At 66.7% G+C, this 13,843-nt stretch carries 14 protein-coding genes and 4 pseudogenes; 12 read left to right on the forward strand and 6 right to left on the reverse strand.

Annotated features, from left to right (window positions below):
* Positions 1-307 precede the first annotated feature (307 nt).
* The 7 genes from ELQ92_RS02230 to ELQ92_RS02260 all read left to right on the forward strand — a co-directional run bounded on the left by ELQ92_RS02230 (position 308) and on the right by ELQ92_RS02260 (position 6,507).
* Positions 308-526, forward strand: coding sequence for a recombinase family protein (locus tag ELQ92_RS02230; RefSeq protein WP_243694884.1), 219 nt, complete (start codon positions 308-310; stop codon positions 524-526).
* Positions 527-650: 124 nt separating this feature from the next.
* Positions 651-1,397: a DUF1684 domain-containing protein gene (locus ELQ92_RS02235; protein ID WP_128497990.1), complete on the forward strand. Its 747-nt coding sequence runs from the start codon at positions 651-653 to the stop codon at positions 1,395-1,397.
* A gap of 127 nt (positions 1,398-1,524) precedes the next feature.
* Positions 1,525-3,036, forward strand: a complete 1,512-nt coding sequence (locus ELQ92_RS02240) for an ABC transporter substrate-binding protein (protein WP_243694818.1) — start codon at positions 1,525-1,527, stop codon at positions 3,034-3,036.
* 33 nt (positions 3,037-3,069) lie between these two features.
* Positions 3,070-4,017 carry an ABC transporter permease gene (locus ELQ92_RS02245; protein ID WP_243694819.1) on the forward strand — a complete coding sequence of 316 codons (948 nt, stop codon included), beginning with the start codon at positions 3,070-3,072 and terminating at the stop codon, positions 4,015-4,017.
* Positions 4,014-4,883, forward strand: coding sequence for an ABC transporter permease (locus ELQ92_RS02250; protein WP_128497315.1), 870 nt, complete (start codon positions 4,014-4,016; stop codon positions 4,881-4,883). The genes ELQ92_RS02245 and ELQ92_RS02250 overlap by 4 nt, the downstream gene beginning before the upstream one ends.
* Positions 4,880-5,710, forward strand: a complete 831-nt coding sequence (locus ELQ92_RS02255; protein WP_128497316.1) for an ATP-binding cassette domain-containing protein — start codon at positions 4,880-4,882, stop codon at positions 5,708-5,710. The genes ELQ92_RS02250 and ELQ92_RS02255 overlap by 4 nt, the downstream gene beginning before the upstream one ends.
* The gene (locus ELQ92_RS02260; protein WP_128493680.1) at positions 5,707-6,507 is read left to right on the forward strand and encodes an ABC transporter ATP-binding protein; all 801 of its coding nucleotides are present in this window, start codon (positions 5,707-5,709) and stop codon (positions 6,505-6,507) included. The genes ELQ92_RS02255 and ELQ92_RS02260 overlap by 4 nt, the downstream gene beginning before the upstream one ends.
* Before the next feature lie 586 nt (positions 6,508-7,093).
* On the opposite strand, the pseudogene ELQ92_RS16795 reads toward ELQ92_RS02260, so the two are convergent.
* Positions 7,094-7,318, reverse strand: a pseudogene (locus ELQ92_RS16795) (oxidoreductase); the annotation flags it as partial.
* A 51-nt stretch (positions 7,319-7,369) separates the two neighbouring features.
* Here ELQ92_RS16795 and ELQ92_RS16835 point away from each other — a divergent pair.
* The 4 genes and pseudogenes from ELQ92_RS16835 to ELQ92_RS02285 all read left to right on the forward strand — a co-directional run.
* Positions 7,370-7,456: pseudogene (locus ELQ92_RS16835) on the forward strand (AAA family ATPase); the annotation flags it as partial.
* Positions 7,457-7,808: 352 nt separating this feature from the next.
* On the forward strand, positions 7,809-8,381 hold the full coding sequence (locus ELQ92_RS16800) for a matrixin family metalloprotease (protein WP_128497317.1): 573 nt from the start codon (positions 7,809-7,811) through the stop codon (positions 8,379-8,381).
* Positions 8,382-8,393: 12 nt separating this feature from the next.
* On the forward strand, positions 8,394-8,969 hold the full coding sequence (locus tag ELQ92_RS02280) for a hypothetical protein (protein ID WP_128497318.1): 576 nt from the start codon (positions 8,394-8,396) through the stop codon (positions 8,967-8,969).
* Between the two features lie 335 nt (positions 8,970-9,304).
* Positions 9,305-9,733, forward strand: a pseudogene (locus tag ELQ92_RS02285) (integrase core domain-containing protein); the annotation flags it as partial.
* Between the two features lie 488 nt (positions 9,734-10,221).
* On the opposite strand, the gene ELQ92_RS02290 reads toward ELQ92_RS02285, so the two are convergent.
* From ELQ92_RS02290 to ELQ92_RS02305, 4 genes and pseudogenes are all read right to left on the reverse strand, one after another.
* Positions 10,222-10,626, reverse strand: a complete 405-nt coding sequence (locus ELQ92_RS02290; RefSeq protein ID WP_128493685.1) for a four-helix bundle copper-binding protein — start codon at positions 10,624-10,626, stop codon at positions 10,222-10,224.
* Positions 10,627-10,992: 366 nt separating this feature from the next.
* Positions 10,993-11,595 (reverse strand): DUF305 domain-containing protein, encoded by a 603-nt coding sequence (locus tag ELQ92_RS02295; RefSeq protein WP_128497319.1) that lies wholly within the window; start codon positions 11,593-11,595, stop codon positions 10,993-10,995.
* A gap of 197 nt (positions 11,596-11,792) precedes the next feature.
* A complete protein-coding gene (locus tag ELQ92_RS02300) occupies positions 11,793-12,014 on the reverse strand; it encodes a heavy-metal-associated domain-containing protein (RefSeq protein ID WP_243694821.1) in 222 nt (73 codons plus the stop codon).
* Positions 12,015-12,139: 125 nt separating this feature from the next.
* Positions 12,140-12,419, reverse strand: a pseudogene (locus ELQ92_RS02305) (metal-sensitive transcriptional regulator).
* 103 nt (positions 12,420-12,522) lie between these two features.
* Between ELQ92_RS02305 and ELQ92_RS02310 the strand changes: the two are divergent.
* Positions 12,523-12,876 (forward strand): hypothetical protein, encoded by a 354-nt coding sequence (locus ELQ92_RS02310; RefSeq protein ID WP_243694885.1) that lies wholly within the window; start codon positions 12,523-12,525, stop codon positions 12,874-12,876.
* Here ELQ92_RS02310 and ELQ92_RS02315 read toward each other — a convergent pair.
* Entirely contained in the window at positions 12,785-13,816 is a 1,032-nt protein-coding gene (locus ELQ92_RS02315; RefSeq protein WP_128497320.1) for an aldo/keto reductase, read from the reverse strand. The two genes, ELQ92_RS02310 and ELQ92_RS02315, sit on opposite strands and share 92 nt — an antisense overlap.
* Positions 13,817-13,843: the final 27 nt, after the last annotated feature.

Consider the following 13,843-nt stretch of genomic DNA (forward strand, 5'->3'; position numbering starts at 1 on the left):
ACCTGCAGCATCACGCGACGGTCGACCCAGTCCGTAAGGGGATCCTGATGCGGACACGGGGTAGCGCCGACACGAGCTCGCAGAACCCGCGGGCTTCTCGTCTCACTGACGCTGTCCGGTAATCGTCTCGGGAGCGGAGGGCTATCCGCGACAGTGAGCAGTAGCCGTGGTGCGCTGTCCGAAATCGATCGTTTTCAGCTGGAGTCTCGACGTCGACGCCTAAGTGCGCGACACGCCGACCCCTGATCCGCCGGAAACTCTCGCCGAAACCACACCGCGCCGGAACATCAGCGGCACCGTTTTCGGTATGGCAGATGAAGTCGGTTACGCCCGAGTTTCGAAGCGCCAGCAGAACCCCGACGCTCAAGAGGCAGAGCTTCGCGCCGCCGGCTGTGAGCGATTATTCGTCGACCACGGCGAATCCAGCCGTGTCACCGACCGCCCGCAGCGGCTCGCCAGCGTCGACCACCTGCGGCCAGGGCGACACGCTCATAGACCGCCGGCTCGATCGCCTCGACGGCAGTGAGCGCATCTTGATCGAACACACCTCACCGGATGGGGTCGATCCATTTGGATGGATCGGGAATGCAACAAAGCGACATGAGGTTACCGCTCGGCGTCTGGTTTCTGATGAAGTGGAGCGTGTGGGAATGAACGCAACGGTCGAGACCGCGATCGGCGAGTACGAGGCGTGGCAGCAGAAGCGGCGCGACGCCGTGACCGCGCCCCTCGGGAACCTCGCGCTCGTGCTCACGCACTGGAGCCCCGCCGGCGCCCCGGCCGTCGACGACGCGACCGCTCGCGAGGGCCAGCCCGACTCCGCCGTGCTCACGCGCTTGCAGCGCACCGACATCGACACGGGCGAGCCGCAAGAGGGCTACCGGATCTGGCGCGCCGACTCTCCTGCGAACCAGGCGTTCGAGGGCATCGAGTACTACGACTACGCGCCGGAGTGGGTCATCGAGGGCCGGTTCGAACTCGTCGATGAGCAGCGCGTCGTGCCCTTCGAACACCTCCGCGACGCCGGTGCCACGCGTGCCCTCCCCGTCTCGGGTGACCTCGTCTTCGACCTCGACGGCGTCGAGTACCGCTTCGCCGCGTTCGACACCGACCACGACGGGCACGCGAGTCTGCAGCTCGTCTTCGGCGACACGACGAACGGTCGCGAGAGCTACGGCGCCGGCCGCTTCCTCTTCCTCGACCACCCCGGAGCGACGAGCGACCTCGCCCCCGGAGACAGCATCCCGATCACGATCGACTTCAATCGCGCCATCGTGCCGCCGTGCGGTTTCTCCAACCAGATGAACTGTCCGCTCCCGCCGCTGCAGAACCGGTTGCCGGTCCCGCTCCGCGCGGGGGAGAAGCGAGTGCGCTTCTTTGACGGCTTCTCGATCTGACGGACTCTCGTCCGCAGCTGTGGCGTCGGGATTCGTCCGTTCGCACTCGCACCTCCTCATTCATCTCCGCGGCACCGCCGCCCCGGGGACGCGATCGGCGTCCCCGCACCCAGCAAAGGACTCTGACGTGATCACACGCCACCACCGAAACCGACTCACGGCCACACTCGCCGCCGCCACCGCGAGCCTCCTCGTCCTCGCGGGCTGCGCGGGAGGCGCCGGATCGACCGGGGCCGCCCCCGACGCGAACGCCGAGATCATCGTCGGCTCGCAGAACGAACCCACGAACCTCGACCAGATCTTCGGCGGCAGCTCCGGCGTCACCGAGGTCTTCACCGGAAACGTCTACGAGGGCCTCTTCAGGATCACCGACGACGCCGAGGTCGAGCCGCTCCTCGCGGCCGAGACCGAGGTCTCCGAGGACGGCCTCACCTACACGTTCACGCTGCAGGACGCGACGTTCCACTCGGGAGCGCCGCTCACCGCGGAGGCCGTGAAGTACAGCCTCGAGCGCTTCATCGGCGAGGAGTCGATCGCGGCCCGCAAGAGCCAGCTGAGCGTCATCGACACCGTCACGGCCGTCGACGACAAGACCGTGGAAGTGACGCTCTCGAGCAAGTCGATCAGCTTCACCTACAACCTCGGCTACGTCTGGATCGTCAACCCGGAGGCGGGCGACCTCACGGCCGCGGCCGACGGCACCGGTCCGTACTCCCTCGGCGACTACCGCAAGGGCGACTCGATCACCCTCGACGTCAACGACGACTACTGGGGCGACGCGCCCGCCAACGGCGGCGTGGTCTACCAGTACTACGCCGACCCGACGGCCCTCAACAACGCCCTCGTCACGGGCGCGGTCGACCTCGTGACGAGCCAGTCGAACCCCGACAGCCTCGCCGAGTTCGAATCGGGCGACTACGAGATCATCGAGGGCACGTCGACGACGAAGGAGCTGCTCGCGTTCAACGACCGCGTGGCTCCCTTCGACGACGTGAACGTGCGGAAGGCGGTCTACTCGGCCATCGACCGCGAACAGCTGCTCGACGCGATCTGGGACGGCCGCGGCCAGCTCATCGGCTCGATGGTCCCCCCGTCGGAGCCGTGGTACCTCGACCTCGCGGACAACAACCCGTACGACCCCGAGCTCTCGGCCGACCTGCTCGCCGACGCGGGCTACGCCGACGGCTTCTCGTTCACGATCGACACCCCCGACTCGGGCGTCCACTCGACGGTCGCGGAGTTCCTCCAGACGGAGCTCGCGAAGGTCGGCGTGACGGTCGACATCAACATCATCACCGACGACGAGTGGTACGAGAAGGTCTACACGGACCACGACTTCGAGGCGACGCTGCAGGGCCACGTCAACGATCGTGACATCAACTTCTACGGCAACCCTGACTTCTACTGGGGCTACGACGACGCCGAGGTCCAGGGCTGGCTCGCCGAGGCCGAGCAGGCCGACTCGACGGAGCAGCAGACGGAGCTCATCACGCAGGTGAACCAGAAGATCTCGGACGACGCCGCGAGCGTCTGGCTGTACCTCAACCCTCAGCTGCGCATCGTGCGCGACGGCATCACCGGTGTGCCCGAGAATGGGCTCAACTCCCTCTTCTACGTGTACGACATCCAGGAGGCGTAGGCCATCGGCCGGTATCTGCTCCGACGGACAGGATTGCTGCTGCTCGCGTTCGCGCTGGCCGTGGTGATCCTGTTCGTCGTGCTGCGGTTGCTGGGCAATCCCGTTTACGCGCTCATCAGTGTCGGAGCGACCGACGAGGAGATCGCGGCCGCCGCCGCGCGTCTCGGCGTCGACCGCCCGATCCTCGAGCAGTTCGGCGACTACGTGCTGCAGCTCACACGGCTCGACCTGGGCAGGTCGTTCACGAACAACCTGCCCGTCGGCGACGAGATCCTCCGTCGGCTCAACGTGACACTGCCGCTCACAGTGCTCGCGTTCCTCCTCTCCGTCGTCATCGCCGTGCCGGTGGGTTTCATCGCCGCGTGGCGCTCGCGCACCTGGTACGGGACGGCGTTCTCGGCGGTGTCGCAGCTCGGCGGCGCGGTGCCCGTGTTCTGGGTCGGCATCCTGCTCGTCACGGCGCTCGCCCTGAACGCGCGGATCTTCCCGGCCGGCGGCTTCCCGCGCACCGACTGGGAGGACCCGGGCGCCGCGCTCCTTGCGCTCACACTCCCGGTGCTGACGATCGCGATCGTCTCGGGAAGCGACCTCGCCCGGTACGTGCGGAGCGCGACACTCGACGTGCTCGGGCAGCAATACATGCGGGCGGCGCGGGCGACGGGGCAGAGCTTCGCGGGCGCGTTCGTGCGCCACGGGATCCGCAACGGGATCGTGCCGGTGATCTCGATCCTCGCGATCCAGCTGTCGACGACGTTCGTCGGGGCGGTCATCGTCGAGCGGGTCTTCGCGCTGCCGGGACTCGGCGACATGCTGCTCGTGGCGATCCAGGAGCAGGACTTTCCGAGCGTGCAGGGTGTGCTGCTGGTCTCGACGACTCTCGTGCTGCTGCTCGGCTTCGTCGCCGACGTCGTGCAGCGGATCATCGATCCACGGTTGCGGGCGTCCGTCTCCGGCAACCGGAGAGCGAGGGCGATCGCGTGACCGTCACCGTTCCCACCGCCGCTGAGCAGAAGCCCGCAGCCCGACGCACGCGCGGTCGCACGTCGATCAACCTCGTCGTCGGAGGCGTGCTCTTCGGCGTCATCGTCGCCGTGGCGGTCCTGTCGTTGTTCGCGCTCCCGTACGAGCCGTCCGACACGACGGGCGGGCGGCTGCAACCGCCGTCGGGCGAGCACTGGGCGGGGACGGACCGGCTCGGCCGCGACCTCTTCACGCAACTCATGATCGGCGCGCGCCTCGCGATGCTCACGGGACTCGGGTCCGTCGCGATCGCCGCGGTCGTGGGGGTCGTCGTCGGCCTCGTCGCCGCGACGGCGGGCCGCTGGATCGATGACGCGCTCTCGAGCCTCCTCGACATCGCGATCGCCTTCCCGACGCTGCTGCTCGCGATGCTCGTCGTCGCGTGGCGTGGCGCCTCCCTCGACTCCGCGATCCTCGCGATCGGACTCGCGGGCTCGGCGGTCATCGCGAGACTCACGCGCGTGACCGCCTCGCGCGTCCTCGCGCAGGAGTTCGTGAAGGCATCACGTACATCGGGCACGGGCACCCTCCGCCTCATCCGCCTGCACGTGCTCCCCAACGTCTGGCCGACGCTCATCGTGCCGCTCGCCCTGCAGTTCGGCGGCGCGGTGGTCGCGGAGGCCTCGCTCTCCTACGTAGGCCTCGGCTCGCCGCCGCCGAACGCGTCGTGGGGGCGCATGCTGCAGGAGGCGCAGAGCACCGTGCTCGTCGCGCCGTCGGCGGCGATCCTCCCCGGGCTCCTCCTCGTCGCCACGATCATCGGCGTCAACCTTCTGGCCGACGGTCTGCGCGACGTCGCCGATCCGGCGGGACGGAGCATCCGATGACCGCGCTGCTCACGGTCAACGCGCTGAGCGTTCACGTCGACGGAGCCGGGGCCCCGCTCGTCGACGACGTCTCCTTCGAGCTCGGCGAAGGCGAGCGGCTCGGCGTCATCGGCGAGTCGGGCTCGGGCAAGTCCCTCACGGCGCTCGCGGTGCTCGGGCTGCTCGCGCATCCGTTGCGCGCGAGCGGGTCGATCCGCCTGGCGGCCGACGGTGGGGACGTCGAGGTGGTGGGCGCCCGCCAACGCCGACTCGACACGGTGCGCGGGTCGACGGTCGGCGCGGTCTTCCAGGAACCGCTCGCGTCGCTCGACCCGCTCATGCGCATCGGTGCTCAGCTCGCGTGGCCGCTCCGTCAGCACCGGGGACTGCGGGGCGACGCCCTCCGGCGTGCCGTGCTCGACGCCCTCGCGGACGTGCAGCTCGCGGAACCGGAGCGCATCGCGCGCTCCTTCATCCACGAGGTGTCGGGCGGTCAACGGCAACGAGTGGCGATCGCCCTCGCCCTCGCGGCCCGCCCCCGTCTCCTCATCGCCGACGAGCCCACGACGGCCCTCGACGTGACGGTGCAGGCCGGGGTGCTCGAGCTCATCCAGTCGGCTGTCGCCGAGCGGGGCATGTCGCTCGTGTTCATCAGCCACGACCTGCCCGTCGTCGCCGGCATCGCCGACCGGGTCGTCGTGATGCGGGCGGGGCGCGTCGTCGAGGCAGGGGAGACGCGGCAGCTGCTCTCGGCGCCACGGGAGGGCTACACCCGGACGCTCGTCGCCGCCTCGCGAGCACTCGACGACCTGCTTCCCGCCGCGCCACTCGACGGAGGGCGAGTATGACCGCCGCGACGCCCGGTGAGGCGCAGGCGAACGCCGCGCCGGTCGTCCTCGCCGCCGATCGCGTGAGCTTCTCCTACGGTCGCGGGGCCGAGGTGCTCCACGACGTCTCGCTCGCACTCGTCCCGGGTGAGAGTGTCGGTCTCGTCGGGGAGTCGGGCGCCGGGAAGACCTCGCTGCTCCGGTTGCTGCTCGGGCTCGGCGCGCCCACATCGGGTGAGATCCGCTTCGAGGGACACGCGCTCGACCGTCGCGACACCCGCTCGATGCTGGCGTTCCGTCGGGCTGTGCAGCCCGTCTACCAGGACCCCTTCTCCTCCCTCGACCCGCGCATGCGCGTGGGGGACTCCGTCGCGGAGCCGCTGCGCTCCCTCGGGATCGCGGGCGGCCGTACCGAGCGGGCCGCTCGCGTCACCGAGCTCCTCGAGTCGGTCGGGCTCCCGGCCGATGCCGCCGAGCGCTACCCTGACGCGTTCTCCGGAGGGCAGCGTCAACGCATCGCGATCGCGCGCGCCCTCGCACCCGAGCCGCGCGTGATTCTCGCTGATGAGCCCGTGAGCGCCCTCGACACGTCGGTGCGGATGCAGGTCATCGAGCTGTTCCAGCGTCTCGCACGGGAGCGGGGGATCGGGCTCCTGCTCGTCTCCCACGACCTCACGATCGTGGCCGCGCTGTGCCGTCGCATCGCCGTGCTCGAGGGCGGAATCATCGTCGAGCAGGGCGAGACGCGCTCGGTGCTCACCGAGCCGCGGCACCCGTACACGCGGCGCCTGCTCGACTCCGTTCCCCGCCTGCCCTGAACTGCGACCGCAACCGCCGACCGCCAACCGCCGAACGGCACGAAGCAATCCGGTTCGGCGTGGAGGGATCGACGCGGCGAATGGCGAGCGTCTACGATCCAGGTCGGCGTGGATGGCGAACAGCTACATCGCGACGACCACTGACGCGTCCGCCTCTGGGCCGACGCCGGGCAACTCGACGACGTACTCCTACGATGCAATCGGCACCGTCACCAGCGTCTCTCTTCCGACGGGCGCGGTGGCCAGTGCCACCTACGCGACGGGCACGAGCCGCGCAGGCACGGGCGGGACGAAGTTCCAGCCGAACTCCTCCATAGACGCCGCCGGTAATGGGAAGAAGTTCGACTACGACGGCAACAACAACGTCATCCCAGAGCCCAGAGCCCAGAGCCCAGAGCCCAGAGCCCAGCGCCCTGCCCCGGCTTGTCTCCGCGCTCCCGCCGACTCGATCCTGACTAGCACCTCGTCCCCGCGAATCTCGCCGACGTCGAGGTATTCCAGGCTGACGGTCTTCACCGCGCGCATCACCGTGGCATGGGTGTCCGGCATGGTCGCTTCTTTCAGCCGTGTGCGGGTTCCGGGAGTATTAGGGCTGGTCGGTGGGGCGGATGACGATCTCGTTCACCGCGACCCGGCGGGGGCTGGTCACGATGAACGCGGCGGCTTCAGCGACGTCCTCGGCGTGCAGCGCCTCGACCTCACCGAACATCGAGGTGAAGCCCTCCGCGGCGCCTTCCTTCTGGTCGAACAACTCGCTCTCGGTGCGGCCCGGCTCGATGACGGAGAAGCGGACGTTACGGGTGGTGTACTCCTGACGCCATGCCTCGGTGGCCGAGGTGACGGCGAACTTCGTCGCGGTGTACGCGTCCTGAAGATCAACGAGCTCGACGTCATCACCAACGATGTCGTCGAAGCAGCCCGCAGCACCCTCGTCATCGGCACCACCTGACCCGACACGGACCGCAGCGAGAACGACGACACAGAGCGAAGCTGCTCACCGTAGTTTCGGGACGGAGTTAGCGGGCATTCGAGCCGTAAACAAGTCCCGACTGAAAATCGCGTTTCGCGAGGTTGGACGTGACGGTGGACAGCTAGGCCCCTACAAGTGAGTTTCGCAAGCTGTTACCGAATCGACATAGGTATCTCATAGACATCCAGCGGCCCTTGGGAGTTAGCTGACCCTAAATCGCCACCGAGCCGGACGAGTGTGACTAGCCGAGAACTCTTCCTTGATTCTCGCGCGTCGACGCTCTCACGCCCCTCTCGCGGTAGAGGAACTTCAGCTCAACGGAAGGAAGTCGATGTCATCCAACGGACGTGTATCAACCTCTCATCGTGGTCGTCTACGCCTAGCGGGCGTCGTCTCTGCGCTAGCTCTAGCGGTCGCATTGGTAGCGGTCCCGACTTCTGCAAACGCATACACGCACACAGGTCTGAGATGGGCGACGCCGAATCTCAGGATCGATACTTCGGGGGCCAGTGGGGCGTCGAAGACAGCTCTCAGTTCAGCGATAAGCCACATCTCTGACAGGACCGACGTATTGCTTCTCGGAACGAGTGCGACGGATCCAACCTGGAAAGCGAGGAATGGCAACTACGGCGCCACGGGCTGGGAGGGCTTGAACAGCACGACGCAACTGGCGGGAAGGACCTTGTCCTCGCTCAGCAGGGTAAACACACACTACGTCGCGAACACCACCGCGAACCAAGCACGAATTCGAGTCATCTGGCTGCACGAGCTTTCCCACGGACTCGGTTTGGGCCACGTGACCTCAAAGACACGCGTCATGTACACCTCCGCTTCGGTTGCCTACAACAATGGGGTCCGCAACCTGACGAGCGATGAAATCAACGGGATCAACACCCTCTACTGAGATGAGAGAAGAATGAGAATTTCGAAGACGCTGACACTGCCTGTCGCTCTCGTGGCCCTCGTCAGCATTAGCGGGTGTGCCGTCCCTACGACGACGACCGATGGATCGCGCGCCACGCTCTATTCGTCGGTCAGCCAGCTTTCGGACGATAGCGACATTGTCGTTGTCGGCCACGTTGGAGAGCAGGAGACGGCGCGAGACATCGACGACGAACTCGAGTTCACCATCTCTAAGGTCCACGTTGACGAAATCGTCAAAGCGGACGGGTCATTGCACGTCGGGGACGTCGTTGAGGTTCGACAAGTAGGCGCCCTACCTGATCCGGACGCAGACGAGATCTCCGTTCCGCCCACGCCGCTTCTCGATGGGGGGGGAACGTATCTCCTGTACCTCACGGCGTCTGGCCTGCCCGCGCCGTACGATACCCAGTTCTATGTCACCGGAGCTAATGCGGGTGCGTACCACGGTTCGTCCGCGTTTAGTCGGCAGGCGGAGGAGACCGTGACCTTCGAAGCGGTAGATCCGACAGAGGGCGAGGATCTGCCCGCGGAGTTGACGCTCGATGAGGCGGAGGCCGCGGCCGAGTGAGCCGTCCGTATCGCTCAAGGGGCCCCGGACTGACCGGGGCCCCTTTTTGTCAATGCGGCTCGAGGGGCATCGCCGGCTGACAGTGAATCTTCATTTGTGGCCCCAGGCCGCACGAACGCGATCGCGCATTTCATCGTGGGCGCCCGACGGCGGGAGACTCGCCCCCGATACGAGCTGGCCGTGACCTTCCAGCCGACGCTCGATCCGGCCGACCTCGCTCTTGGGAATGCCGGTGATCTGCGCGATATCTCTGATGCTGCGCTTCTCATGCAGGAGCGGATAGGCAGATCCGCGACATACGTCATCGCCCAGTGGATCGGCATGCCGATCGAGTCGGGTTCGACTACGTCCACTCCCTCGTCGATGACCATTCCCGGCTGGCCTAGGTCCTCGACGACGAAAAATGACCCACCTGCGCGGCGTTCCTCGAACGAGCGATCGCGTATTTCGCCGGCCACGGGATCACTCGTATCGAGCGGTTGATCACCGATAACGCCTGGGCTTACCGGTTCTCGCTGCGCGAGATCTGCACCACACACGACATCACACAGAAGTTCATCAAACCGCACTGCCCCTGGCAGAACGGCAAAGTCGAACGCTTCAACCGCACCCTGCAAACCGAATGGGCCTACCGGCAGATCTTCCTCACCAACACCGACCGCTCCACCGCCCTTGCGCCGTGGCTCGAGCACTACAACACTGAACGACGCCGCTCAGCCCTCGGAGACCGCCCACCAACCGCCCGACTGCAACCAACGTCATGACCGAGTACATCTAGAGCGTGTTGCTAAACGGCCATGCGCAGGCGCCGGCGGTCTAGGCGCTCGGTGGTGCTGCGTGATGCTCTCGGCTCGTCGGAGTGTGGGGCGCACGGCCGTCGCGTCAGGAGTCGGAACTGGGCTGCCGGTCGGGCTCGGTGAGCAGGAGGCGCAGCCTGGAGCGTGTCATTGCATCGACGTCGAGCCGGTCGAGGATGAGTCTGGGCGTTCTCTGCGATGAGGTGACCGGGGTCGGCAGGGGGCTGGCGCGCCCGAAACCTTGCCAGCGAGCGGCGAAAAGGGGTCGGTAGTTCCGTCCCCTCCTAGTACGTCGTCTCGTGTCCTGATCACTGGCATCGAGTCCGCCCGTAGGCGGGGATTGAGAAGACTTGACGCTCAGCATCGCCGGATGATCATCACGGTCGAGGGCCCAAATGCTGCCGGTAAAATGACCTGGTGTCCCGCGAACGTCGTTCGCGGACCCCCCTTATCGGTCAGAGGGCGGCGAGGAGGGCGTTGCACGTCTGTTCACAGCGCCGGCACGCCTCCGCGCATACGCGACAGTGCTCGTGCATGCCGGCGTGCTTCTCGCACTCTTCAGCGCAGCGGACGCACGCGTCCCGGCACACTTCGACAAGAGCCCGGATAAGGACGGTGTCAGAGGTGGGCCGGGCGAGGACCTTTCCCGTCGCGGCGCAGACGTCGGCGCAGTCGAGGTTACGGCGGATGCACTCGCGCAGGTCCACGACCATGTCTTCGGCGAGGCAGGCGTCGGCGCACGATGTGCAGATGACCTCGCACTCGATGCATGCAGCGATGCAATCCGCGAGAAGCGCGGTATCCACACCGTTGCTGCCGTCGGGGTGGGTCTTGAGCATGTTCTCAATGAAGGTCGTCATTGTCACTTCTCCTGTCGTGTGGTTGCCGCCTCACGACGAGGGTACGAGGAGAAGACACGTTCCCGACAGGGCTTGTGAGGTCACCACATCGAGGCGGCAGATGATGTGGTGGCCCCGTCCCGGCTTGCTGACGACGTCAGTCGTGGCGAAAGTTCATCAGCTATCCCACACGGGTGTCCAGGTCGCTCCGAAGTCGGACGTGACGCTGATTCCGCGATCGTCCGTGACGAAGGAGCGCTGACCTGTTGGGTCCACCGTGATCACTCCCGGGCCCGTAAGAACGGTGGTGGCGCGCAGGGCGCGCGGAGGCGGAGAGATGATGACTCGTTTCGGAGAGGAAAGCCGAGAACCGGGTCTGCGGGTCTGTTACAGGGACGCGAGGAGCTCCTGCATCATGACGATCTCCTCGGTCTGGTCGGCGACGATCTTCTCGGCGAACTCGACGGCGTCAGCGTTCTGGCCGTTGTCCACTTCGCCTTGAGCCATGCTGACCGCGCCCTGGTGGTGCTCGATCATCTGCTCGAGGAACAGGGTCGAGGCTTCGGCGCCGGTCGCCGCTTCGAGCGCGGCCATGTCCTCCTCGGACATCATGCCCCCGTGGTCCATTCCCTCCATTCCCTCCATGCCCTCGACGCCCCAGTTGGCAAGCCACGAGTTCATCTTCTCGATCTCCGGCTCCTGTGCTGCCTTGATCTTCTCCGCGAGAGCGGCGACCTCCTCATTGACGCCCTCCTTCTCCAGGAGAACGTCTGACATCTCGATCGCCTGCTCGTGATGCATGACCATCGCGGACGCGAACATCGTGTCCGCGTCGTTGACGTCCGCCGAGGAGGCGCTCTCCGAGGGGGAGGAGGAGCTTCCATGGTCCATGCCGGCCATCCCATCATCGGACCCGGCGCTGGAGCACCCGGCGAGGACAAGAGCGGTGGCGAGAGCGGTTGATGCGACAGCGACTCTGCGCGTGTTCATGATGTGTTCCTTCTTTCAGTGGGTGCAGGTAATTTCCCGCGCCGCTGACGGCGCGGTCGGTTTCTGTGCTGTGCAGAACCGGGAAACCGGTCCGACTGATGGAGAGAACGTGTAAAGACCGTGTGGGCAGCATCCGCAGCGGCGGTCCGCGCCGGTCGCGGTCGGTCGCGAGAATGCCCCTAGGTGGATGAGAGGGCCTAAGCGGGCGATGTGGCAACGGTGTATCCCGCCTCCGCGACGGCGGCGTTGATCTGATCAGCGGTGATCGGAGCGGTGCTCGTGACGGTCACCGTCGAGGAACCGCCGACGTTGAGCTTCACGTCCACGCCGCTGACACCGTCGATGCCCGCAAGCTCCTTGGTGACGCTCTGCACACAGTGCCCACAAGTCATGCCGTCGACGAGGACCTCGGCGCTCACGGGGCCGGCAGTGACCGACGATGTCGCCGGAGCGGCATCCGTCGCGCAGCAGACGCAAGACGAGTTCGCGTCTGTCAGTCCCAGATCGTTTCGTTCTGTCGCGCACATGGTGTTGTTTCTTTCGGTCAGGACCGCACGAGGCGCGCGATCGCAGCGCTCTCCTCATGGAGCTTCTTCAGCTACCGCTCCGCCTTCGGCGCTGGCTTCCGCGACGCAGTGGCTGAGATGGTCATTCGGGAGTGGAAGTGCCACATTCTCGGGCGCTTTCGTAGCGGCAGAAATTTGAGTGAGGATATCGATGCAATACACGTCGTCCTCGACCATGCGAACGATCCCGTGCACCTGTCCTTCGGCCGGATTGAGCCGCTCGGTCAGATCGCTCTTGTTCTCGACATACCCACTCATGCGCATACCCCCCAGGGGTACAAGCATACGGGTTGTTTCGAGCTGTGGTTAGCCCGTTCAGCTTCCCGGGCGAGTGCGGCAGCGGAGGCGGCCAGTAGCCGTGATGCACACCCACCTCTGCTACTCCGAGTTCGGCATCGTCATCGAGGCGATCCGTGGACTCGACGCCGGCGCGGCGAGCATCGAGGCGGTGCGCAGCCGCATGCAGATCGTCGACGACATCGCCGCGAGCGGCTTCGGCCACGGCCGCGGCCGGGCGTCGACGGCATTCACTCGCCGCACGTACCGAGCACGGCGGAGGTCGTCGACCTCATCGAGCGAGCGCTCCCCGCCGTGCCCGACCGGTGCTGTGAATCAACCCGGGGTCAGTGGGCGCCCGAGAGGCCGCGGTGGCGTTGGGCGACGCCCGCCGTGCCGTACGGGTAGTCGTCGACACGCGGAGTGCTCGCGTCGGTGAGGCGCTGCGTCTCCTCGTCCGAGAGCACGAGGTCCGTCGCGGCCATGTTGTCGCGGAGCTGCTCGACCGTGCGGGCGCCGAGGATGACGCTCGTCACGGCTGGGCGGTCGCCGAGCCACCGCAAGGCCACCTGCGACGACGAGACGCCGTGCCCGTCCGCGATCTCCTTCACGGCATCGACGACGTTCCACGTGCGCTCGTCGGAGTTGCGCTCCTGCCACGCCTCCATGCCGCGCGTCGGATTCTCACCCAGACGCGTCGAACCGGTCGGCGGCACGTCGCGCTCGTACTTGCCGCTGAGCCAACCGCCGCCGAGGGGCGACCACGGCAGCAGTCCGATGTTCGCGTCGAGGGCTGCGGGGACGACCTCGTGCTCGATGTCGCGGACGAGCAGATTGTACTGCGGCTGCAGGGTCACGGGGGCGGCGAAGCCGTGCGCTTTCGCGACGTGCACGGCCTTCGTGAGCTGCCAACCGAGGTAGTTCGAGAAGCCGTAGTATCCGATCTTGCCGGCGCTCACGGCGTCGTCGAGGAAGCGCAAGGTCTCCTCGATGGGCGTGTGGGCATCCCACGCGTGCATCTGGTAGAGGTCGATGTGGTCGACGCCGAGCCGCGAGAGCGAAGCGTCGAGGGCGGTGCGGAGGTGGCGGCGCGAGAGGCCGACGTCGTTCGGCCCGTCGCCCATGGGGAAGCGGCCCTTCGTCGCGATGACGAGCTGGGCTGCCTCCGTCGGGTGCTCGGCCAGCCAATGTCCGATGATCGTCTCCGAGACGCCGGCGCTGTAGACGTCGGCGGTGTCGATAAAGGTTCCACCGGCCCCGACGTAGGCGTCGAGGATCTCGTGCGACGTCTCCTCCGTGGCCTCCGCCCCGAACGTCATGGTGCCGAGGGCCTGCTCGGAGACGGCAGCTCCTGAGCCACCGAGAGTGCGGTACTGCATGCATGCTCCTTGTCGTCGTGGTCGGCG

The organism is Labedella populi, from assembly GCF_004078655.1.
Classification (GTDB): domain Bacteria; phylum Actinomycetota; class Actinomycetes; order Actinomycetales; family Microbacteriaceae; genus Labedella; species Labedella populi.